At 49.7% G+C, this 19,849-nt stretch carries 26 protein-coding genes and 1 tRNA gene; all 27 read left to right on the forward strand.

The features are described 5' to 3' along the window. Nucleotides 1–9: 9 nt before the first annotated feature. The 27 genes from Q2J39_RS02080 to Q2J39_RS02205 all read left to right on the forward strand — a co-directional run bounded on the left by Q2J39_RS02080 (nucleotide 10) and on the right by Q2J39_RS02205 (nucleotide 19,621). Nucleotides 10–177, forward strand: coding sequence for a hypothetical protein (locus tag Q2J39_RS02080; RefSeq protein WP_288339037.1), 168 nt, complete (start codon nucleotides 10–12; stop codon nucleotides 175–177). A gap of 139 nt (nucleotides 178–316) precedes the next feature. Next, entirely contained in the window at nucleotides 317–1,564 is a 1,248-nt protein-coding gene (locus Q2J39_RS02085) for a phage portal protein (RefSeq protein ID WP_288339036.1), read from the forward strand. Then, nucleotides 1,561–1,950 carry a hypothetical protein gene (locus Q2J39_RS02090; protein WP_288339035.1) on the forward strand — a complete coding sequence of 130 codons (390 nt, stop codon included), beginning with the start codon at nucleotides 1,561–1,563 and terminating at the stop codon, nucleotides 1,948–1,950. The genes Q2J39_RS02085 and Q2J39_RS02090 overlap by 4 nt, the downstream gene beginning before the upstream one ends. Next, on the forward strand, nucleotides 1,950–3,008 hold the full coding sequence (locus Q2J39_RS02095; RefSeq protein WP_288339034.1) for a hypothetical protein: 1,059 nt from the start codon (nucleotides 1,950–1,952) through the stop codon (nucleotides 3,006–3,008). The genes Q2J39_RS02090 and Q2J39_RS02095 overlap by 1 nt, the downstream gene beginning before the upstream one ends. Continuing rightward, nucleotides 2,956–3,177, forward strand: a complete 222-nt coding sequence (locus tag Q2J39_RS10770) for a CPCC family cysteine-rich protein (RefSeq protein ID WP_353887460.1) — start codon at nucleotides 2,956–2,958, stop codon at nucleotides 3,175–3,177. Before Q2J39_RS02095 ends, Q2J39_RS10770 begins: the two co-directional genes overlap by 53 nt. A 35-nt stretch (nucleotides 3,178–3,212) precedes the next feature. Further along, nucleotides 3,213–3,383 carry a hypothetical protein gene (locus tag Q2J39_RS02100; protein ID WP_288339033.1) on the forward strand — a complete coding sequence of 57 codons (171 nt, stop codon included), beginning with the start codon at nucleotides 3,213–3,215 and terminating at the stop codon, nucleotides 3,381–3,383. Beyond that, nucleotides 3,370–3,669 carry a ribosomal-processing cysteine protease Prp gene (locus tag Q2J39_RS02105; RefSeq protein ID WP_288339032.1) on the forward strand — a complete coding sequence of 100 codons (300 nt, stop codon included), beginning with the start codon at nucleotides 3,370–3,372 and terminating at the stop codon, nucleotides 3,667–3,669. The genes Q2J39_RS02100 and Q2J39_RS02105 overlap by 14 nt, the downstream gene beginning before the upstream one ends. A gap of 17 nt (nucleotides 3,670–3,686) precedes the next feature. Further along, nucleotides 3,687–3,774 (forward strand) — tRNA-Ser (locus Q2J39_RS02110). A gap of 136 nt (nucleotides 3,775–3,910) precedes the next feature. Next, the gene (locus Q2J39_RS02115) at nucleotides 3,911–5,326 is read left to right on the forward strand and encodes a terminase (protein WP_288339031.1); all 1,416 of its coding nucleotides are present in this window, start codon (nucleotides 3,911–3,913) and stop codon (nucleotides 5,324–5,326) included. A gap of 46 nt (nucleotides 5,327–5,372) precedes the next feature. After that, nucleotides 5,373–5,837, forward strand: coding sequence for a hypothetical protein (locus tag Q2J39_RS02120; RefSeq protein ID WP_288339030.1), 465 nt, complete (start codon nucleotides 5,373–5,375; stop codon nucleotides 5,835–5,837). 5 nt (nucleotides 5,838–5,842) lie between these two features. After that, nucleotides 5,843–6,781, forward strand: a complete 939-nt coding sequence (locus Q2J39_RS02125; RefSeq protein WP_288339029.1) for a phage major capsid protein — start codon at nucleotides 5,843–5,845, stop codon at nucleotides 6,779–6,781. A 2-nt stretch (nucleotides 6,782–6,783) separates the two neighbouring features. Further along, a complete protein-coding gene (locus tag Q2J39_RS02130; RefSeq protein ID WP_288339028.1) occupies nucleotides 6,784–7,179 on the forward strand; it encodes a Gp19/Gp15/Gp42 family protein in 396 nt (131 codons plus the stop codon). After that, entirely contained in the window at nucleotides 7,166–7,510 is a 345-nt protein-coding gene (locus tag Q2J39_RS02135) for a hypothetical protein (protein ID WP_288339027.1), read from the forward strand. Before Q2J39_RS02130 ends, Q2J39_RS02135 begins: the two co-directional genes overlap by 14 nt. Next, a complete protein-coding gene (locus Q2J39_RS02140) occupies nucleotides 7,503–7,709 on the forward strand; it encodes a hypothetical protein (protein WP_288820524.1) in 207 nt (68 codons plus the stop codon). Before Q2J39_RS02135 ends, Q2J39_RS02140 begins: the two co-directional genes overlap by 8 nt. Continuing rightward, the gene (locus tag Q2J39_RS02145) at nucleotides 7,706–8,050 is read left to right on the forward strand and encodes a hypothetical protein (RefSeq protein ID WP_288339025.1); all 345 of its coding nucleotides are present in this window, start codon (nucleotides 7,706–7,708) and stop codon (nucleotides 8,048–8,050) included. The genes Q2J39_RS02140 and Q2J39_RS02145 overlap by 4 nt, the downstream gene beginning before the upstream one ends. Before the next feature lie 161 nt (nucleotides 8,051–8,211). Then, complete coding sequence (locus Q2J39_RS02150) at nucleotides 8,212–8,622, forward strand: hypothetical protein (RefSeq protein WP_288820523.1); 411 nt, start codon at nucleotides 8,212–8,214, stop codon at nucleotides 8,620–8,622. Beyond that, nucleotides 8,622–8,891 (forward strand): hypothetical protein, encoded by a 270-nt coding sequence (locus Q2J39_RS02155; RefSeq protein WP_288339023.1) that lies wholly within the window; start codon nucleotides 8,622–8,624, stop codon nucleotides 8,889–8,891. Before Q2J39_RS02150 ends, Q2J39_RS02155 begins: the two co-directional genes overlap by 1 nt. Nucleotides 8,892–9,271: 380 nt before the next feature. Next, complete coding sequence (locus Q2J39_RS02160; RefSeq protein WP_288339022.1) at nucleotides 9,272–9,817, forward strand: hypothetical protein; 546 nt, start codon at nucleotides 9,272–9,274, stop codon at nucleotides 9,815–9,817. A gap of 238 nt (nucleotides 9,818–10,055) precedes the next feature. After that, nucleotides 10,056–10,571, forward strand: coding sequence for an NUMOD4 motif-containing HNH endonuclease (locus Q2J39_RS02165; RefSeq protein WP_075818222.1), 516 nt, complete (start codon nucleotides 10,056–10,058; stop codon nucleotides 10,569–10,571). Nucleotides 10,572–10,635: 64 nt separating this feature from the next. Beyond that, nucleotides 10,636–12,753, forward strand: a complete 2,118-nt coding sequence (locus Q2J39_RS02170; RefSeq protein WP_288339021.1) for a hypothetical protein — start codon at nucleotides 10,636–10,638, stop codon at nucleotides 12,751–12,753. Continuing rightward, nucleotides 12,750–14,222: a distal tail protein Dit gene (locus tag Q2J39_RS02175; protein WP_288339020.1), complete on the forward strand. Its 1,473-nt coding sequence runs from the start codon at nucleotides 12,750–12,752 to the stop codon at nucleotides 14,220–14,222. Before Q2J39_RS02170 ends, Q2J39_RS02175 begins: the two co-directional genes overlap by 4 nt. Beyond that, on the forward strand, nucleotides 14,219–16,297 hold the full coding sequence (locus Q2J39_RS02180) for a phage tail protein (RefSeq protein ID WP_288339019.1): 2,079 nt from the start codon (nucleotides 14,219–14,221) through the stop codon (nucleotides 16,295–16,297). The genes Q2J39_RS02175 and Q2J39_RS02180 overlap by 4 nt, the downstream gene beginning before the upstream one ends. A gap of 200 nt (nucleotides 16,298–16,497) precedes the next feature. Continuing rightward, a complete protein-coding gene (locus tag Q2J39_RS02185; protein WP_289068833.1) occupies nucleotides 16,498–17,148 on the forward strand; it encodes a hypothetical protein in 651 nt (216 codons plus the stop codon). Nucleotides 17,149–17,195: 47 nt separating this feature from the next. Next, nucleotides 17,196–18,164: a hypothetical protein gene (locus Q2J39_RS02190; RefSeq protein WP_288339017.1), complete on the forward strand. Its 969-nt coding sequence runs from the start codon at nucleotides 17,196–17,198 to the stop codon at nucleotides 18,162–18,164. A 22-nt stretch (nucleotides 18,165–18,186) separates the two neighbouring features. Continuing rightward, the gene (locus Q2J39_RS02195; protein ID WP_288339016.1) at nucleotides 18,187–18,393 is read left to right on the forward strand and encodes a holin; all 207 of its coding nucleotides are present in this window, start codon (nucleotides 18,187–18,189) and stop codon (nucleotides 18,391–18,393) included. Next, nucleotides 18,390–18,647, forward strand: coding sequence for a hypothetical protein (locus tag Q2J39_RS02200; protein ID WP_288339015.1), 258 nt, complete (start codon nucleotides 18,390–18,392; stop codon nucleotides 18,645–18,647). The genes Q2J39_RS02195 and Q2J39_RS02200 overlap by 4 nt, the downstream gene beginning before the upstream one ends. 62 nt (nucleotides 18,648–18,709) lie before the next feature. Further along, entirely contained in the window at nucleotides 18,710–19,621 is a 912-nt protein-coding gene (locus Q2J39_RS02205; protein WP_288339014.1) for an N-acetylmuramoyl-L-alanine amidase, read from the forward strand. Nucleotides 19,622–19,849 lie beyond the last annotated feature (228 nt).

The following is a 19,849-nucleotide window of genomic DNA, read 5'->3' on the forward strand; positions in this document are numbered from 1 at the left end:
CCGGATCTGATGGCCAAACTTTCCCAGACTAAACGCACGGCGGAAACGGTGGCCGAATACAAGGCCAAAAATAAAGACGATCAAAGCGCCATCAAAGACGTGGGCGGTTTCGTCCTTGGTCAATTGACTGGAAAAAGTATAGATCATAGAGATTTATCCAATCATAAAACAAACTGATTTATTCAATTGTATAACTTGATACGAATTAGTTTTAAGAGGGGTTATGACCCCCTCCCCCTCGGGCGGCCGTACTTCCCCCGCCGCACTGTACAAATTCTCTCGCGGTTGGGCCTTTTACAGAGAGGAGATCTGAAAAATGGCTGATAACCTGTCCTATCTCAAACAGCTGCTTGCCAATAAGCGCACCCGATCAGAACTCAGATATCGGCACTACGAAATGAAGAGCCATCCGCAGGACCTTTTCTCTACAGCGGAACTGAAGGCCTGGAATTTACGTCCGGTGCTTGGGTGGTGTTCGAAAGCCGTTGATTCGCTGGCGGATCGTCTGCAAGTCAAAGGATGGAAAAACGATAACTTCAATCTTGAAACGATCTTCAGGATGAACAACTGGGACATCTTCTTTGATTCTGCGATTCTTTCGGCACTGATCAATGGCTGCAGCTTCGTTTATATTTCCGAAGATGAAACGGGATTTCCACGAGTTGAAGTCATCGACGGAATGAACGCAACCGGGATTATTGATCCGGTTACGAATCTTCTAAAAGAAGGGTATGCAATTCTCGAACGAGACAAAAACGATGCGCCTGTTCGTGAAGCCTATTTTGAGACTGGCAGAACGACTTTTTACGAAAAGGGGCAAGAACCTTACTCGGTGGCAAATCAAGCGCCAGCGCCTCTTCTCGTGCCCATTTTGTATCGTCCTGATGCAAAGCGGCCATTCGGTCACTCACGGATCAGCAGAGCAATGATGAGCCTGGTCAATTCAGCTGTTCGCACGACCAAACGTTCTGAAGTCGCTGCAGAGTTTTACAGCGTTCCTCAGAAGTATGTCCTTGGTACAGATCCGGATGCTGAAGCGCTGGATAAGTGGAAGTCGACGATTTCATCTCTGATGGAAATTTCCAAAGACGAAGACGGAGACCGACCGACGGTTGGACAGTTCACTCAGCAGTCGATGCAGCCGCATATGGATCAGATCCGGACCTTTGCCGCGCTGTTTGCTGGTGAATCCGGTCTGACCATGGATGATCTTGGCTTTGTCTCTGACAACCCGTCGAGTGCAGAAGCCATCAAGGCAAGTCATGAATCCTTGAGGGTGCTCGCTGAAAAAGCGCAGCGAGTATTCGGCTCCTGCTTCCTGAATGTCGGCTATATCGCCGCTTGTCTGAGAGATAACTTTCCATATCAGCGACGACAGTTCTATCTGACAGAACCGGTATGGAGACCGGCATTCAAACCGGATGCGGCTGCACTTTCCGGAATCGGGGATGGAGCCATCAAGATCAATCAGGCAGTTCCTGGTTATTTCAACAAAGATAACCTGACCGATCTGACGGGAATTGATCCTTCAGAAATGGAGATACCCGAAGAGGATGACCTATGAATAAAGCGATTTTTGTCTGTGGACTGATCGGAGCCGGAAAAACTACCTGGGCGAAGAAACAGAGCCGGCTGGTTACAGATTTTGATGATCTGCCCGACGGATCGACGAAGAGAGATCAGATCAAATTAACAAAACGTCTCCTGAAAAAAGGGGACGTTTTTCATATCACCTGCTATCCGACAAGAGAGGAACTGCGGGCGTTCAAAGATGTTGAAAAAGACTTTGTTCTGATCGACACGAGTAAGCACCAGGCAAAAACAAACATCCTGATTCGCGGAAGAGACAGAGATCTGGAGAATATCGGATCCGTTTTTCAGGCGAACAAGAAGTACTGGCGCCGATTTAAGACTTCAGATCTGCCATTTCGGAAAGTGAAGGTTATGTGATGAGTGATATCGTTCCGGATCTGAAAAATAAAATCATGAATGACTTTAACAGTTTTGTTAGGTCCGACCAGAAACTGAACGATCTACAAAACCGTTTGAATGACGGCAATGTTAAGTATTCGATGGGATACGAATTTGCGGAAAGAGTCGGGGAGCTGGCTTCTCAAGCTCTCCAGAACAACTTGTCAGCTGAAGTGTTACCGAATGGAGTAATGTATCTCAATATTTCCGACAGGATTATTCCTGAACTTATGAAAAAAGTTCAGCAGTTAGTTGATGGGTTTTGCTCAAAAGTCACAGAGGCAGTGAACGAAGCCTCTAGAATCAGAATCAAGTCGCAGCCAACTGAATTCAACGCTGATAAAGCGCATGGGCTCGCAAAAAAGGTTTCAGATGATGTGTTCGAAAAACAAAAGTGGGTTTTGGATGAACCGATTGTAACGAATAGCCTTGGGGTTGTAGATGACCATATCAGAGCCCAGGCAGACTTCCATTCCAGATCTGGGTTGAATCCCCAAATATCCAGAGTAACAGCTGGTAAATGCTGTAACTGGTGCCGGAATTTGGCCGGTAGATATAACTATCCGAAAGACGTTCCCAATGACGTTTTTAAACGCCATGAAAATTGCCGATGTGAAGTTGAGTATTGGCCAGGAGATGGAAAACGTCAGGATGTTTGGTCGAAGCTTTGGAAGGAATCTCAAAAAGACATCAACAAACGCGACAATTTTAACAGCGCAAAATCGGGAGAACGCTCGTGGTTCTCAGGGGCTAGCGAACATTTTGAAAACCATGGCGAAGATGTCGGAGCCAAAACCCTTGCAGAATATTCAAAGAAGGCGAATGAACTGTGGGATTTGGATTTATCAGATGATGTAGAGGAACTTGAACGAGAAGATTACTCGGTCGCGCGATATAAATTTTCGACAAACGAATTTTCAACTATCGACGAAAACGGCAATTTAACCACTTATTTCAAACCAGACAGAGGTATAGACTATTGGTATGACGAAATTGAGAGACCGGACATTGTTTACTACTCAGCAGAAACCGATTAAGTGCCCAGTTTGTGGCGAAGAATATGTTGATAAGTATTCGATTTGCTCCATTTGTAATTGGGAAAATGATCCAGTGCAATTATGGAAGCCAGATACTCGTGGCGGCGCCAATCATATGAGTCTCAGCGAAGCGCGCGAAGCATGGAAAAAAGGAGAGCCGATTACGTAGACCCCTAACCGGCTCTTTTCTTTTGGAGGAATGCAATGACTGAATTCTTGCTCTTCCTACTGATCGTTCTGATCTACGCATTCCTTCTCTTTGAATTTGCCTGCGGATTGACCGAGGAAGCTGAAGAACGGATCAGAATTGACTGTATGCACGCTGAAGTGCTCCGCCAGGCTGCCAAAGAGAGCTCTAACAATGATCACAATTGACACAGATCTGAAGACAGACATTCAGATTAAAGGCCACGCTGGCTATGCACCTGCTGGATTTGACATCGTTTGCGCTGCTGTTTCCGTTCTCTACGAGACACTCAAGAGCCTGCTTAAAGAGAAAGCTGCAGTCCAGGAGGAAGACGGGTTAGCCAGGCTGATTCTGGATGCGGATCAGATCGGCAAACAGGAAGAGGATTATCTGAACTTCTTCCTGTCAGGGATTCAGGGGATTGAGAAAACGTATCCCCAACATGTACAACTGATGATTGGGCGAGCAAACTGACTGCTCGCTTTTTATATGCCGGAATGGCTGAGCGGCTGAAAGCATCCGCCTTGAAAGCGGAAGATCTTTACAGATCCGCAGGTTCAAATCCTGCTTCCGGCGCCATATGGCGGCCTGTTAGCTCAAATGGGAGAGCGCCTGATAGCTAATCAGGGAGATGCTGGTTCAAATCCCGCTGTGGCCGCCACCGATTAAACAATAATCGCCCTGGACACGGCGTTAAAAGGTTCGAGGAGGTCTTATGGCAGCTGAAAAGAAACGAATTGGCCGCCAGACTCCTACAAAATCCTTTGTTTTGCCTTACAAAAAATCGCTTTCGGACGAAGCTGTAGCACTTTACAGCCAGACGGGGCGCACCGCCATGGAGTGGCAGAGCCTTCTGCTAAAAGACATCATGGCGGTCAATGATGACGGGTGCTGGACGCATATGACAGTAGGTTATTCGATTCCTCGACGGAACGGAAAGACCGAAGATGTCTATATGCGGGAAATCTGGGGGCTCCATAAAGGAGAACAGATCTTGCATACCGCTCATGAAAACTCAACGTCTCACGCATCGTTTGAGTCTCTGGTGGATCTGCTGAACGCCATGGGGTACGAGGAGAAGAAGGACTACATAAAAAACAGCGCTCTTGGAAATGAGCGTATTACCATGATTGAAACCAAAGGCGTGATCAAGTACCGCACCCGAACGAAGGTAGGCGGTCTTGGCCTTGGCTTTGATCTGCTTGTAGTCGATGAGGCTCAGGAGTACACCGATACGCACAGATCGGCACTGGAGTACACCATTTCGTCCAGTCAGAATCCGCAGGCGATCATGCTTGGAACACCCCCGACGCAGAGTTCAAAGGGGACGGTTTTTGTACAGTACAGAGACGCTTGTCTGTCCGGATCGGCAGAAGATTCCATGTGGGCCGAGTGGTCCATCGAACAGATTGCCGAGGACAGGACGAAGACGGATCTCTGGTATGAAACCAACCCGTCGCTTGGCCAGACTCTCCCGGAGCGAAATGTGCGCCGAGAGCTTAGCCAGGAAGAAATCGACTTTAACATCCAGCGACTTGGTGTCTGGCTTACATACAGTCAGTCATCCGCGATCACAGAGCCAGAATGGGAGCATCTAAAATGCGACAAGCTGCCGGCCTTTACAGGTCGGCTTTTTGCTGGAATCAAGTACGGCAAGGATAACCGGAATGTTGCCCTTTCCGTTGCCGTTCGCACGGATGATGGCCGGATTTTCGTTGAAGCACTCGATTGTCGCCCGATCAGTCAGGGTAACGGATGGCTGATCGACTTTTTGCAGCAGGCAGATGTGGAAAAAGTCATCATTGACGGCGCTAACGGCCAGTCGATTTTCGTTGAAGAGATGAAAGACTGCAGGGTTTCCGTAAAAGCGGTTCTGCCGACGGTGGCGCAGGTCATCGAGGCCAATACGCTGTTTACCCGTGGACTGGCGGGAGATGTCGCGCATTCTGGCCAGCCGTCTCTTGCTCAGGCGGCCACACACTGCGAGAAGCGCGCAATCGGGACCAATGGCGGCTTTGGCTATCAGAGCCAGTCGGAGGATATCGATATCGCGCTGCTGGACAGTGCCATCTTTGCTTACTGGGGATGCAGCACAACCAAGAAGGTGAAAAAACAAAGGATCAGCTATTAACCCTCAAATACGCGTACGGCGGCGGAAACAGCCGGTAGGAGGAACTATGGCAGAAGAAAATACATTCACACCGATTGAGACGCAGGAAGCGTTTGACGCGGCTATTAAAGAGCGTATTGAGCGTGCAAAAGCATCGGTCAGGGATGAATTCAAAGACTACGAGGACTTCAAGACGAAGGCCTCAGCTTATGACGAGAAGGTCAAAGAGTATGAGACAAAAATCACCGCTCTGACCGGATCGGCTAGCGAAAAAGACAGCAGAATCAGCGAACTGCAGGCGAAGGTAGCCACATACGAGTCCGACTCGGTAAAAACGCGCTTGGCCGCCGAATATGGTCTGGATCCGGAAACCATCGAGTTCATGACGGGCGAGGACGAGAAAGAATGGAGACAGAAAGCGGAAAAGATTTCTGCTCTTACGAAAAAGCCTTATCCGCACCGAAGCACGAAGGAAAACGCGTCCGCGCCAAGCCTGGCTAAGTCGCTTCAATCAATGCTTAAAGGAGATTAGAAACTATGGCAGGAGAAACAACTGTAGTACATACAACATCAGGATCGCTTTTTAACTCGGATCAGACGAACGAGCTTTTTAATAAAGTTCAGGGGCACTCTGCCCTGGCCAAACTGAGCGCGCAGAAGCCCATCCCGTTCTCTGGAACAGACAGCTTTGTCTTCTCTATGGACGGAGAAGCCTCAATCGTGGCAGAAGGCACCAACAAACCGGCAGGCAATGCGGCTTTTGACAAAGTATCGATTAAGCCGCTGAAATTCGTTTATCAGCACCGCCTTACAGAAGAGTTCGTCAACATGGCTGAGGAAAAACAGCTGCCGTATCTTGAAGCCTTTATTGATGGCTTTGCCAAAAAAATGGCGCGCGCACTGGACATTTCGGCAATGCATGGCATTGACCCGGGAACGAAAACGGCTTCTACCGCCATCGGGGCCAACTGCCTGGACAGCGCGGTTCCAACGGCTTCCGTAATTACAGGAACGACTAATGCAGCTAACGACCTGCAGTCTGCTGTTGATGCCGTCCAGCTTCTGGATTGTGAAGTAACGGGCATGGCGATGTCCCCGAAGTTTGCCGCCAACATGGGCAAACTTAAGCAGACATCTTCGTCCAATGTTGTTCTGTATCCGGAGTTTGCGTTTGGCAGCCGCCCCGATTCCTTTAATGGAATGACCGTGGATGTAAACAGCACCGTTTCCTACAATGCTTCTACAACGGCCAACGCCGTGAATCCAGAGTGCTATGTGGGAGACTTCCAGAACGCATTCCGCTGGGGCTACACCGATTCAGTCAAGACTGAAATTATCCCGTATGGCGATCCGGATGGTCAGGGTGACCTGAAACAGTCGAATCAGATTGTTCTGCGCGCTGAGGCCTACATTGGCTGGGGCTTCCTGAACAAAAACGCGTTCGCTAAGATCACCAGCAAAGTGGCTGCGTCCTAAAAATGGCGCCGTCTGTAACTGTTGAGCAGGTCGAAAGCCTCTTTCGGCCTCTCACCATTGATGAGAGAAAGCGCGCTGAAGCTCTGATTCCCGTTGTGATCGCATCGCTCAGGCAGGAAGCCAAAAAGTCAGGGCAGGATCTCGAAGCAATGATTGAATCCGGCGAACTGTATGAGGAAGTCTTCCGGTCGGTTGTGGTTGATGTGGTGTCCAGGACACTGCTCACCAGCACGACCAGTGAGCCGATGACCCAGATGTCTCAGTCAGCCATGGGGTACTCGGTATCTGGCACGTACCTGGTGCCAGGAGGCGGACTTTTCATCAAGAAGAGTGAGCTGGCCAGACTCGGATTGAACCGGCAGCGGATCCGGATGGTGCCCATGTATGACGATGATTAAAGGCATGAGTGTGACGCTCTATGAGCGAAAGGCGGCCGGATCGGACCCGTTTGGTGTCCCGATCTATGAGGAAACGCCGGTCAAAGTTGAAAACGTCCTTGTCGCGCCTGCATCCTCGGAGGATGTAGAAACGACGACCGCGCTGTATGGAAAGCATGCCCGCTATACGTTGGCGATCCCTAAAGGTGACCAGCATGCATGGGAGGACGCCACAGTCGAATTTTTCGGCAGAAAGTGGCACACCATCGGTTTTGTACAGCTGGGAATTGAAGAAAACATCCCGCTGAGCTGGCATGGCAAGATCTCGGTAGAAGCTTATGAATGTGCTTGAGATTGAGCTGGACAGCGCTGCCATCCGGCAGTGGTTGCAGTCGGCGGAGATGTCCGACATGCTGGAAACCTTTGCGCGGCAGTCTTTTGGCAAAGACTATGAAGTCAAGGTTATGCCGAGCCGGGCGATCATCACCAGCGATAAAGCCAGCGATAAAGCTCTGCTTCGAGGAGTGAAGGGCGGAGGTAAAAGAAAATGATGTCTGAACTGATCGTCCTTGATCACCTTAAAAAGGCGCTTTCTGTCCCGGTGTCCATGACGATGCGGGACGATGAAAGCTACGTACTGATAGAGCGAGTAGGCGGCACGGATGGCTTCATTCGTACCGCCTCATTCGCCATTCAGTCATATGGATCCAGCCTGTATGATGCCTGCTGTCTCAATGAGAGAGTCAAAAAGGCTATGAGCAGGCTTGTAGAAAGTGATGAGGTATCCCGCGTAGAGCTGGATACTGACTACAACTACACAGATGAAGCAACGAAAAGATACAGATACCAGGCTGTTTTTGACTTGGTACTGTTTGGAGAAACGGAGGAATAAAAATGAGCACAACTGGAAATAATGCCGGTAACGTCAGTCAGGGTAAGCCAAAGGTAGGCGGAGCGATTTTTCGTGCGGCATCCGGCACGACTCTTCCGAAAAGTGCAGCAGAAGAGCTCAATGAGGCCTTTAAATGCCTCGGTTACGTCTCTGAGGACGGCGTGGTTAACCAAAGTGAAATTGAAACCAGTGAGACAAAGGCGTGGGGCGGAGACACTGTCCTGAGCTCCCTTACGGGTAAAAGCGACAAGTTCAAGCTCACGCTGATCGAATCGCTGAACGTGGAGGTTCTTAAACTGATCTATGGTGACGCCAATGTTTCGGGGACTCTGGAAAACGGAATCACGGTCAAAGCGACATCCGAACAGCCCGCAGAAGCATCCTATGTTATTGATATGGTGCTGAAAAACGGCGTACCAAAGCGAGTTGTTATCCCATCTGGAACGATGTCGGCGCTTGATGACATTACCTACTCTGACTCTACGCCGCTGGGGTATGGTACGGAAATTACTGCAACACCAGACGCAAATGGCGTGACCCACTATGAGTACATCGGAGGTACGGCAGTCTAATGATTAAAGGAACAACAACTGACGGCTTCAACTACGAGATTGATGAGGCTGTATATGACGACTGGGAACTGATCGAAGATCTTGCGTCATTGGAATCAGGAGATATTTCCGCGACCGTTCGAGTTATGAAGCGACTGCTCGGTGATCAGCAGTTTGCCGCACTCAAAGAGCACGCCAGAGATCCGGAAACAGGCAGGGTAAAGACTTCTGTCATGCTGAAAGTTCAGCACGAGATCATGACCATGGAGGGGCCGGGAAAAAACTCCTAGCCCTCAGCTGCATGTTGAAAACTGACAGCGACTGTCTTAAGTGCGATTTTGCGCAGACGTATCACATATACGATCTGCACAGCATACCGCTTCGGACAGTCGCTGTTTTGGCGTGTGGTTTGGGGGATGACTCAAGAATAAAAAGAAAGCTTTCTGGACAGCCTTGCTCTGCAGACACCCTCCTTCTGGCGCGATGCTCAGACTTTTTGGCGCTGATTCTATGGTCCAAGTGCAAACCGGGAACCAGACGCCCGGACTCCATTCTGCAGATCCTCACTGGATCCAGCGAGCGGAGCAAAAAAAATGATGAAATCATGCCATTTGATTCCATTGAGCAGTTTATGGCTGCCAGGCAGAAAGCAATGAAAGGAGGCGGCTAAATGGCTGGAACAGAACTCGGTAAGGCGTATGTCCAAATCGTTCCTTCTGCGAAAGGCATTAAGGGCGGGATAAAAAGCGCAATGGATCCGGAAGCCAGGGAAGCGGGTTCATACGCAGGAAACACGATCGCCGGAACAATCAAGAAAATGATTATCGCCGCCGGCATCGGCAAGGCGCTGAAAGACTCCATTTCCATGGCTCTCAACGAGGGTGCGGCGCTCCAGCAGTCGATGGGAGGCATTGAAACGCTGTTCAAGGGCTCGGCGGATACCATGAAAAACTACGCCGCGCAGGCCTACGCCGAATGCGGACTTTCCGCTAACGAGTATATGGAACAGGCGACTTCTTTCGCAGCCAGCCTGATCGCGTCGACCGGCAATGACACAGCTAAAGCTGCTGAGGTTGCGAACAGGGCGCTGCGTGACATGTCCGATAATGCCAGCAAAATGGGCACGGATATGGAGTCGATCCAGGACGCATATCAGGGGTTTGCGAAACAGAACTATACGATAAACTTAATGTCCGCTATGCCAGTGATGGCATAGTGATTTCTTGTGAACCTTATCAAGGGTGTGGGCTTTGTGCCTGCTAACGGGGAAATCTAAACCGAAAGGCATGACAATCCCGTGCTAAGCTATATACCAATTATTCCTGTTAGATAGCTGAAATTGTGCTATGATAGGTATATAGAAAGTGTAACGACTATGAGTTAGTTACTCAGTACGGCTTCTATTGATACGAAGCTGGAAGCGCAAGACACTTTTACTAACAGGAGGATTTCTAGTGGAAGAATTCAGACCAATTAAAGATTTGCCCGGATATTCCGTCAGCAACAAAGGCAGGGTTAGAAAGGACTCGACAGGACAAATCATGGTTCTAAGCAAAAACGGTGGGTACTGTCGTATCACTATAAGCAAACACGTTCATCGGCTTGTTGCAGAGGCATTTATTGAAAAGCCGCATGAATCAAAGGCGTGGGTGGACCACATAGACGGAAACAGATCGAATAATGATGTTTCAAATCTGCGCTGGGTCACACCTTCTGAAAATTGCCTTGCTTATGGCTATCATTCGAGAATCAAAAATAAAAGACGACCGGTTAAAGCCGTCCATACAGATGGGCAAGAAATTCTCTTCGAATCAAGACAGCAGGCAGCCGAATATTTTGGATGCTCTGACTCGGAAATTGTTTACGGTAAAACATATCAAAAACATTCTCCAAAGGTCAGAAGTAATCCAAATGCTCATGACAAAAAAGGCTGGAGATTCGAGAAAGTAAAAGATGAAGATATAGTCTAATCCCTGATAGCCGAGAGGCTGTTTTTAAATACCATGAAAATGGGGGTATAAATGGTTAGACAACTTGAAGCTCGGATACGGCGGTACTCAGCAGGAAATGCAGAGGCTGCTGGCGGATGCAGAAAAAATCACGGGAATCAAGTACGACATTTCCAATTTGAATGATGTCTATAGCGCGATTCACGTAATCCAGGGCGAACTTGGTATTACGGGGACAACCGCAAAAGAGGCGGCAACCACATTTTCCGGGTCAATGGCTATGGTCAAAGCTGCATACTCGAATGTTCTTGGTTATCTTGCTAACGGGCAGAATGACGAGGCCTTTGAGGCAATGCACGGTCTTATTGAAGCGATTAACATTTTCCTCTTTGACAACTGTTTGCCGATGATCGGACGATTTGTCTCTCAGCTGCCTTCCCTTATCGCAACAGGACTGGGAGATATGGCTGGGCGAATGCGTGAAAGCGCACTGGATGGATCCGGAGAGTTTATCCGGACGTTTCTGGAGTCCATCCCGGATATGGCGGTGGCAATGGCTGAGTTTTTGGGTGCTGCTGTGTCTTGGATCCGGAACAACTGGCCAGAAATCAAAAAGATGGCCCGCGAATGCCTCCAGGCATTTATTGACGGATTAAAAGAATCATTTCCTGAGATCTCCGGCATCCTTGATCAGCTGCTTCCTGTGCTGGAAAAAATTCCGCATGCGATCGCCACATGGAAAATCGGAAAGCTTATCCTTGGGGCATTCACTGGAGTTCAGGGAGCAATTTCAACACTTACTGGCTACTTTGCACCATTGGCCGAGGCTTTCACTTCAGCTGGCGGAGGGCTTGCCGGACTGAAAGCGGCATTCGTTGCGATTGGTGGACCGATCGCCCTGGTGGTCGGTGCAATTGCAGGGCTTGTGGCTGCCTTCGTTACTCTCTGGCAGAGCAATGAGGAGTTCAGAAATAAAATGACCGGTATCTGGGAAGATATCGTCGGTAAGTTTCAGGGCTTCTTCCAGGGACTAACGGATCGGATCAATGCGCTTGGCTTCGACTTTGAAAACTTCGGACAGGTCATGCAGGCTACATGGCAGGGGCTTTGCGACTTTTTACAGCCTGTCTTTGAAGGCGCATGGGAAGGAATTTCCCTCGGGCTGGGAACCGCTTTTGAAGTAATTCTTGGTATTGTAGACACCTTTACCGCATTGTTTTCCGGCGACTGGGATGGCTTCTGGGCTGGCATCCAGACCATTGTGGATACCGTATGGCAAGGCATCGGTGATTTCATTTCTCTGATTATCGAAGCCATCACAGGCTGTATTTCAACCTTTCTTGGCTGGTTTGGCATTAACTGGAGCGCCACCTCGACAGACATCCAGAACGCATGGACCACGGCATGGCAGGCCATTAACGACTTCATCAGTCCGATCATTACTGCGATTCAGGAGGTTGTAGCTGGATTTATCGCTCTCTTTAACGGCGACTGGGACGGATTCTGTTCACATCTTTCCACTGCCTGGGATGCGCTGTGGAACGGGATCAAGACATTCGCCTCACAAATCTGGGATGGCATTAAGCAGCTTGCCTCCGATCTGTTTGGAAAGATCAAAAAAGCGATCACAGATAAATGGAACGAAATTAAAACGAATCTGAAAGGCGGATGGGACGGCGTTAAGAAAAAACTGTCCGACGCATGGGACGATATCCTAAAAAAAGCAAAAAAGGTCTTTGACGATATCAAAAATGCAATCTGTAAGCCTTTCGAAGAAGCTAAAAACTTTGTTTCTGGAGTGTGGGACTGGCTTACTGGTCACAACAAGGTGGAAGTCGAAGTTTCGCAGACAAAAAAGGAAGCATCGAAAAACGCTGTTGGAGGCATTTTCCGAAGCGCAACGTTCTTCCCGGATGTATCGGGAAGAACAGGCGGAAACATCGTTGGAGAAGCCGGATCCGAGGCAGTCCTTCCGCTTTCCGGCTTTTATAAAGAACTGGATAAATCAATCGAAGCCGGATATATGCGCAGTGCTGCAGATCCGCGAGGGGATCGCATCGTTGAACTGCTCGAAGCGCTGCTGATGAAGTCTGGAAATGTATACCTCGACAAAACTGCCCTGGTGGGGGAAATTGCAGAGGATATTGAAGAGCTGAATGGCCGCCGAGGCCGGCGGCTCGCTTTTGTAGGGGGTAATAAATGATCAATCCAACCCTTATCTTTAACGATCATGACTTTAGCCGGGAGATTCCCGGCTTTTGTCTTCTTGATATTCAAGGCCGCGAAAGCCAGAAACGGAACATAACGGATCTGGACATTCCTGGCCGTCGCGGATCACAATATCGATCCGCTCGCTATGAGCCGAAAACCCTTAAAGCAAAGTACTGCATTCATGAAGCTGTAAACCGGAAGAAGGGCGCCCGCTATAACGCATTGCAGGGCTTGCTTTCCGGTGAACAGAAGCGACTCATCTTCACGGATGAGCCGGACAAGTACTGGATCGCCACTGTATCCGCCGTCACAAAAGATACGATCACGTTCTACTGTGCGGATCCATGCAAATACGCGCTCTTGGAAAAAGTAGAAGATTTTTCACCTACCAGCCTTGCCTGTCAGAAACAGCTGCGTATTACCAATGAAGGAACCGAAGAGGTTCCTGTCCGCTATGAAGTAGACCTGTACGGAGAGAGCGGATATGTCGGTCTGGCATCCGCGCAAGGCGCTATGGAGTTTGGCAGCCGATCTGAGACAGATCGCGTGTACGGCGAAAGAGACGAGCAGGTCATGGGATGGGGCGACTTTCCCGCAGGAAATGATGCTCAATCGCATCATACGCTCCAGCGAATTCGCGTCCCTCAGGATGGGGGAGACCGCAAAAACATGGACTGGATCGCTCTCGGATATTCGGCTGGTGTCGGCGACCATCCCAGATCCGGATGGTGTCACTCATGGAACACATACACTGTTCCGAAAACTTCGCAGAATGGCGATGTGATGGACTTCGAATTCCGTGGCCTTGCGTGGTTCGAGTGCGGAGGCCCAGCCCAGATCGGTGAAATGATCATCGAGTGTCTGGGCGAACGGGACGGATCTGAGTGCCAGATCGCGCGCCTTACGCTCAGTAAAGGCTCAGCTGACTTTGCGGCAGACTGCCTGATTCACGTAAATGGGCAGACCAGAAAGACATTCCGCTTCACGCCAAATGGTCAGAATCCGTTTGCGGGCGGAACGGGGTCTTTCCTTATCTCTAAAGAAGGCCATACGGTCATTGTTCGTCCGGGAAGCGACGGGAACACGATACGATGCGATGTTTCTGGATTTGAGTCTGTACCGCTCAAAAAAATCCGGATCTACATCGGCCATATGCCGTATGTGAATCCGGATCGTGTAACCCGTTTGTATTTTGGAAACCTGATGCTTATCGCCAAGCACGTGAAAGGCGAGTTTGATACGCGAAACACTTTCTTTCCCGGACCAAATGGTCTGCGACTGACCATTGACGGTATTACATCTAAGTTCTATGTAGACGGAACCTATCGACCGGATCTGGAGGTTATCGGAACAAAGTGGTTCTTGATCCCTCCGGGAACGCACACGGTCAGCCTGATTCTTTCTGACTGGTACAGCGCTAAAGTCAGCGCTAAAGCATTCATCAGGGAGGCATGGCTATGAGAATTGCACTCCTGGATCCATACGATCATATGCTCCGCTTTCTGGATAATGACGTTCCCGAGTGCATGCACTATACCAGAGCGACACTGAGTACTTATCTGGCTGGAGATGCCTACACGATGAACTTTGCGGTAGCTTCAGATGAAGAAAATGCGGAACTCATTGCAGAAGGCTGTAAAATCGCCTTCCGTGCAGATCTGACGTCTGACAGTTCACTTTCTGGAAGCAAGGACTACTATCTGACGATCGTTCAGGTCGAGCGAGATGAAGATCTCATCTCCGTAGAAGCATGGGGACTCACACTTGAACTGACGAATGAAGAGGTGGACAATTCCGAAGTTCCGGACGACATGTCCATCAGCGGATACCTGGCTTATCTCGGCTTTGAACGGGACGTGCTAACGATTGACGACTCACGGCTTGCCGGGGAAAAGCGAAGGCTGCACTTCGACAGCCGGGACTCTATCCTTCACCGGATCTATGCCCTTGCTGAAGCCTATGATGCGGAAGCAAGCTTTGAGATCCATCTGAAGCCGACCTATCAGCTCGACAAGATTAATCTTGTGTTTTATCCGGCGGGCGACAAGCAGGGAATGGGTCAGGATCGCACCAGCGAAATCATTCGCTATGGATCGGCGACCACAGGAATCAAAAAGACGGTCGACATCAGCAATTTCTATACCGCCATTCGGCCGCGGGGCAAAAATTCTTCTGGAACGGTTGAAGAAACCACCGAGACCTGGACGTATGCGAATGGGGCAGTACGTACACTGCGGACGGTTATTGCTCGAGACGATCAGAAAGTGGAAACCCGTCGTGTGGAAACTATCCATATTTCAGGGCAGGAGGACTGGGTAGAGACACGCATTAATGTCGTCTACACGGAGAGAGATGGGCGCGTAGTTACGATGCCTGAGGGCGTGTATACCTGTTCAGCCCGTCGCCCGTCTCTTCCTTCTTCCCATCAGACGTACAGCAAACAGGGTCCGGTAATGAGTCCGGAGGCGGATCGTATCCTGACCCTGTCCGGTTTTGGCGTATGGCGTCGTGATGACAAGGGATCCTATCTGATCATTAACGAGGATATTCGATGCCCAGAAGCACGAGACCGTTTCCCCGCATCTCTGGCCAAAAACGATGCCGGGGCATTCAAGGACGGATACATCGTTCGCTACATGGATGTTCCAGACGCTGATGATCAGGGGTCACTTTACGAAAAGGCCCTTAAAGAGCTGCAGAATGCTTGTGTGCCAAAGGTCAGCTATCAGCTGACAGGCTACATGCCAGGCAACGTTGGCGACTGGGTGACCGTCGAAGATTCTCAGTATGACCCGCCAATTTATCTGCAGTGCCGCATTATCGAGCAGAAAATCGATCTTTGCGAGCCGTGGCGGTCGTCTTCAAAATTTGACAACTTCACCACTCTGAAATCGCAGATAAGCCCGCAGATCACATCTACAGCACAAAGCATGGCGGCAGCTGAAGAAGTTTATGATCTGGCAATCTCTTCCACACGGGGGACTGTATTTGAAGATGGTCAAGGGAGTCATACCTTTACAGCATCCGTACGGCGAAATGGGATCAATGCCACCGATGATTTCCGGCTGATCTGGACATTCAAAGGAAGCGACATTCCAACAACCGATCCAAGGGTAGACGGGGCGTCCATCACGATTGACGGATCCGACGTCACTGGCGCGGTTGTCCTGAGCTGTAGAGCTGTGAAAGACTCTGTCATTCGCGGATCGAGCTCAATCACGCTTACGTCTGTGTATACTCCAAAGGTCAGTCAGAAAGAGACTGCGGACGGCAATATCCTTTTTGAGACGGCGTCTGGCGGAAAAGTGCAGCAGTCCACCATCTACAATGGAAAAGACGGCTTTTCTCCAACTGTTAGCCTTAGCAAGTCGGGTAAGACATCGACACTGAAAATCACAGATAAAAACGGTGATCATACGACACTGATCCAAGATGGAGCGGATGGTGCTGATGGGAAAGACGGAAAAGATGGACCGCGAGGCCCGCGAGGTCTCAAGGGAGACGCCGGGCCAGCGGGACCGGGATTAGTTCTGTAACCGTCAAGTACTACCAATCCTCAAGCTCATCCACGCCGTCTCAAAGCTCTTCTAGCTGGAGTACGACGTTACCTACACCTACCGCCGGGTACTACCTGCATACTCAAGTGGCTGTCGCGAAAACAGATGGAACGACAACTTACTTTTACCTGAAGAACCGGAACGGATCGAACGGAACAAGTCCGACAGTGGTAAACAACTTGACCAGTACGAGCACGACAAGCGCGCTGGCCGCAAATCAAGGGCGAGTATTGAAAGAGGAAATCGACGCCATACAAACAGAGAGCATTTATGCTCATAAGTATGCGTATAACGGTAGTTCAACGGCTCTTTCAACCTTTATGAGCCGCCTGCTGACTAAACAGGACAGCGGATACGATGTTTTCAACTTCAAGGTAAAAGCGCAGGCGTCATGGTCACCAACAGGTGCAGAGGCATGGTTAAAAGGGGTCGCCTTTGCTCAAAACAATGGGTATACATCAGACTGGGGCGAAATGATCGTGCTTACGAATAACATGGAAGCCTATCATGGCCACATTGATTACTTAACCAGTAAGGCTGCCTGGTCTGTATCGTGGAAAAAGCTTTATGGCGATTTGAAGCAGGCTATCATTAAGCGTGACTTTACCGCCACATGCTCAAGCACAGCCGTTGATCAGCTTGTTCAAGTTCCCATGACACTGCCTTCTGGATATCTGCCGTTGGCGGCAGTTAATGTCGCTACAAACGGATTCGTTAGCCATTTTTATGTAGAGTCATTCAGCACAACGACTATACAATGCTGGGGAAACACTCAATCTGGAAAGTCGATTACGGTGAGTATGCTTTTTATCCGTGATGACTTGTATTAAAAAAAGCCCGCCTTCATCGGCGGGTTTTCTAATGAAAGGAGAATGAAATGACAATTTTACAAGCTGATTTTAAATCGAAACAAGTTGTTAGCGCAGACAGCTCAGATAAAAAGCCTGTCGTTGGCGTAGCAGGCGACAATGCAACTAGAACAATCCGCTTCCTGCTTGAGAAAGACGTGGATGAACTTCCGAAGGGCATCAACCTGAATTCGATCGCATGGGAAATGCAATACGAAAACGTCAACCTTCAGCGCGGAAGCGTGCTTCCAGACAGCGTAAGCGACAAGGACGGCAAGCTGGAAATCGTCTTTACCATTCCGGCGAGTCTTGCCGTTGCGCCAGGTGATTGCCAGATCCAGCTCTGCGGATCCGATGGCGATTCCAAACACTGGCACCTTTCGCCCATGACAGTCCAGATCGGCGACTTCTTCGAGCCGGACACGATCGAGGAGACAGACCCAAAGTACGATTTGCTGAATCAGCTCAGTGCGAAGGTAAGCCAGCTGGAAGCGGCGGATTACTTATCCGGAGCAGATGCGGCCAATACATATCTAGCCAAAACGGATGCGGCAGATACATATCTGGCGAAAGAAGAAGCGGCGAGCAAATATGTCAAAAATGAGGCGATTGGATTTAACCATTTCGACATAGCAAATATGTATGGCCCTAGCACAGGCACGTTATACGGCGGATATTCGGAATATCAGATCTCTATTTATGCGGAGTACGAAGGTGATGTGCCGATTACATTTCGAAATGACGGAGCGCAACCCGTGGTGACACAAAACATTCGCTCAAAACTTGGCATGAAATACGCGACGTTCTTTGTCGTCAAAACTGTAACAACAAATGGAGTGAGGATTCTTTTTGGACAGGGCGACGATCCTATTACCAGTCCTCTTCAGGAGGGCGTGAGCTCGATCTACACATTAGGCAACAACGATGGCTACATCAGTGTAGTTGAGGTAGGGCCAATTCCAGAGCGTATTACGGTCAGCTGTGCAATGCGTGGATAGTAAGAAAGAGAGGGAAAAGATTATGACAAAAATTTGGATTAAAGCCGCAGGCGTGCGCGCCGTCAAAACAATGGCTCAGGCTGCTCTTGCCGTTCTCGGAACTGGAACAATCGGGCTGATGGAAGTGGACTGGCTCAATATCGTGTCCATCACGCTGATGGCTGGAATTTGCTCAGTTCTCACTTCCATTGCGGGCCTGCCAGAGGTGAAAGACGAGGTAACGGAATGATGGATCCGGTGATCACTTCGGCTATCATTGCCGCCAGCATCCCCGCTATCGCTTCGATCGTGGTGAACCTGATCGCCAATTCCAAGACTTCGGCTCTGATGAAATACCGATTGGATGTTCTCGAAAAGAAGCAGGACAAGCATAACCAGCTGATCGAGCGAGTATACCATCTCGAGGAAGGTCAGAAAGTCCAAGACGAAAAGATCCGGGTGGCCAATCACCGGATCGACGATCTGGAGAAAACAACAGGATAAAAGCATGGCGGAGTAATTTGCAGATTATGCAATTTGCTCCGCTTTTATATGGAGGAAATGAAATGGTAGAAATCACAAAATCCTACATCCCGGCAGGTACGCCCGCTCGCCCTGGCTACCCGATGGATCCAACAGGCGTGACGATCCACAATACCGGATCCAGCGCATCGGCCAAAAATCACATGCTGTACATGACACAAAACGGCGGTTTCAACTCGACAACCAGTTATCACTTTGTGATTGATGATATCAACTGCTTTCAGCTGCTTCCGATCACTGAAAACGCGTGGCACGCCGGTGATGGCGCGCTAGGGGCTGGTAACCGCAAGACGATTGCCATTGAAGTTTGTGAGTGCGGTGACATCAAGAAAGCTCATGACAGAGCGGCAGAGCTGACCGCATACCTGCTCAAGCAGATCGGAGGATCTGCGCAGCACAACGTATTCCAGCACGCGCAATGGATGGCGAAAGACTGCCCGCGCCTGCTCAGATCCGGTCGCCCGTACTCCTGGAGTACGTTCCTGGATAAGGTTACTCAGTTCATGAAAGCCGATGCACCAGCGCCGAAGAAAGAGCCGGTCAAGATTCCGGAAGCTGCGGCCGGATCTGTATACCGGATGTATTCCGGAGCGGACCATCTATATACACAGAGCCACAAAGAAGCCCAGTATCTGGCAGATCTAGGCTGGAAGTATGAAGGCATTGGCTGGGTAGCCCCGGCCGATGGAGCGCCGGTCTGGCGGCTTTATTCCGGGAAGACGCACCTGTTCACAGCGGATCCAGTCGAGAAGAAGCGACTGCTTTCCATCGGCTGGAAGGATGAAGGGCAGGCTTTCGTGTCGGGCGGATCCAGGCCGATCTATCGCATGTACAATCCGTACAGCGGTGAGCACTTACTAACGGCTAGCCTGAAGGAACACGATGCCGCCACGAAGGCCGGATGGTACTGCGAAGGGCAGGAAATCAAGTATTAGTGCTATACTGACTTCACTAAGAACGGCAAGGAATCCTACGGGACTTGCACGTGTAAAAAGGTCCCAGATTGGGGCCTTTTTATGTGTGTCGACAGTGTCGATGTAGCTTGTCGACAGTGTCGATGTAGCTTGTCGACAGTGTCGACAGGGCTCGACAAAATGCGAAACAGTTCATCGAGTGACTCGACAAAATAAAACCCTCAGCTTTCGAGCTGAGGGCGTTTTTTA

Source organism: uncultured Allobaculum sp. (assembly GCF_948576815.1).
Classification (GTDB): domain Bacteria; phylum Bacillota_I; class Bacilli_A; order Erysipelotrichales; family Erysipelotrichaceae; genus Allobaculum; species Allobaculum fili.

Bases quoted from the DNA above. Each gene is read 5' to 3' on its own strand.
- Q2J39_RS02080 (WP_288339037.1), top strand. From the start codon at position 10: ATGGCCAAACTTTCCCAGACTAAACGCACGGCGGAAACGGTGGCCGAA.
- Q2J39_RS02085 (WP_288339036.1), top strand. From the start codon at position 317: ATGGCTGATAACCTGTCCTATCTCAAACAGCTGCTTGCCAATAAGCGC.
- Q2J39_RS02090 (WP_288339035.1), top strand. From the start codon at position 1,561: ATGAATAAAGCGATTTTTGTCTGTGGACTGATCGGAGCCGGAAAAACT.
- Q2J39_RS02095 (WP_288339034.1), top strand. From the start codon at position 1,950: ATGAGTGATATCGTTCCGGATCTGAAAAATAAAATCATGAATGACTTT.
- Q2J39_RS10770 (WP_353887460.1), top strand. From the start codon at position 2,956: ATGACGAAATTGAGAGACCGGACATTGTTTACTACTCAGCAGAAACCG.
- Q2J39_RS02100 (WP_288339033.1), top strand. From the start codon at position 3,213: ATGACTGAATTCTTGCTCTTCCTACTGATCGTTCTGATCTACGCATTC.
- Q2J39_RS02105 (WP_288339032.1), top strand. From the start codon at position 3,370: ATGATCACAATTGACACAGATCTGAAGACAGACATTCAGATTAAAGGC.
- Q2J39_RS02115 (WP_288339031.1), top strand. From the start codon at position 3,911: ATGGCAGCTGAAAAGAAACGAATTGGCCGCCAGACTCCTACAAAATCC.
- Q2J39_RS02120 (WP_288339030.1), top strand. From the start codon at position 5,373: ATGGCAGAAGAAAATACATTCACACCGATTGAGACGCAGGAAGCGTTT.
- Q2J39_RS02125 (WP_288339029.1), top strand. From the start codon at position 5,843: ATGGCAGGAGAAACAACTGTAGTACATACAACATCAGGATCGCTTTTT.
- Q2J39_RS02130 (WP_288339028.1), top strand. From the start codon at position 6,784: ATGGCGCCGTCTGTAACTGTTGAGCAGGTCGAAAGCCTCTTTCGGCCT.
- Q2J39_RS02135 (WP_288339027.1), top strand. From the start codon at position 7,166: ATGACGATGATTAAAGGCATGAGTGTGACGCTCTATGAGCGAAAGGCG.
- Q2J39_RS02145 (WP_288339025.1), top strand. From the start codon at position 7,706: ATGATGTCTGAACTGATCGTCCTTGATCACCTTAAAAAGGCGCTTTCT.
- Q2J39_RS02155 (WP_288339023.1), top strand. From the start codon at position 8,622: ATGATTAAAGGAACAACAACTGACGGCTTCAACTACGAGATTGATGAG.
- Q2J39_RS02160 (WP_288339022.1), top strand. From the start codon at position 9,272: ATGGCTGGAACAGAACTCGGTAAGGCGTATGTCCAAATCGTTCCTTCT.
- Q2J39_RS02175 (WP_288339020.1), top strand. From the start codon at position 12,750: ATGATCAATCCAACCCTTATCTTTAACGATCATGACTTTAGCCGGGAG.
- Q2J39_RS02180 (WP_288339019.1), top strand. From the start codon at position 14,219: ATGAGAATTGCACTCCTGGATCCATACGATCATATGCTCCGCTTTCTG.
- Q2J39_RS02190 (WP_288339017.1), top strand. From the start codon at position 17,196: ATGACAATTTTACAAGCTGATTTTAAATCGAAACAAGTTGTTAGCGCA.
- Q2J39_RS02195 (WP_288339016.1), top strand. From the start codon at position 18,187: ATGACAAAAATTTGGATTAAAGCCGCAGGCGTGCGCGCCGTCAAAACA.
- Q2J39_RS02200 (WP_288339015.1), top strand. From the start codon at position 18,390: ATGATGGATCCGGTGATCACTTCGGCTATCATTGCCGCCAGCATCCCC.
- Q2J39_RS02205 (WP_288339014.1), top strand. From the start codon at position 18,710: ATGGTAGAAATCACAAAATCCTACATCCCGGCAGGTACGCCCGCTCGC.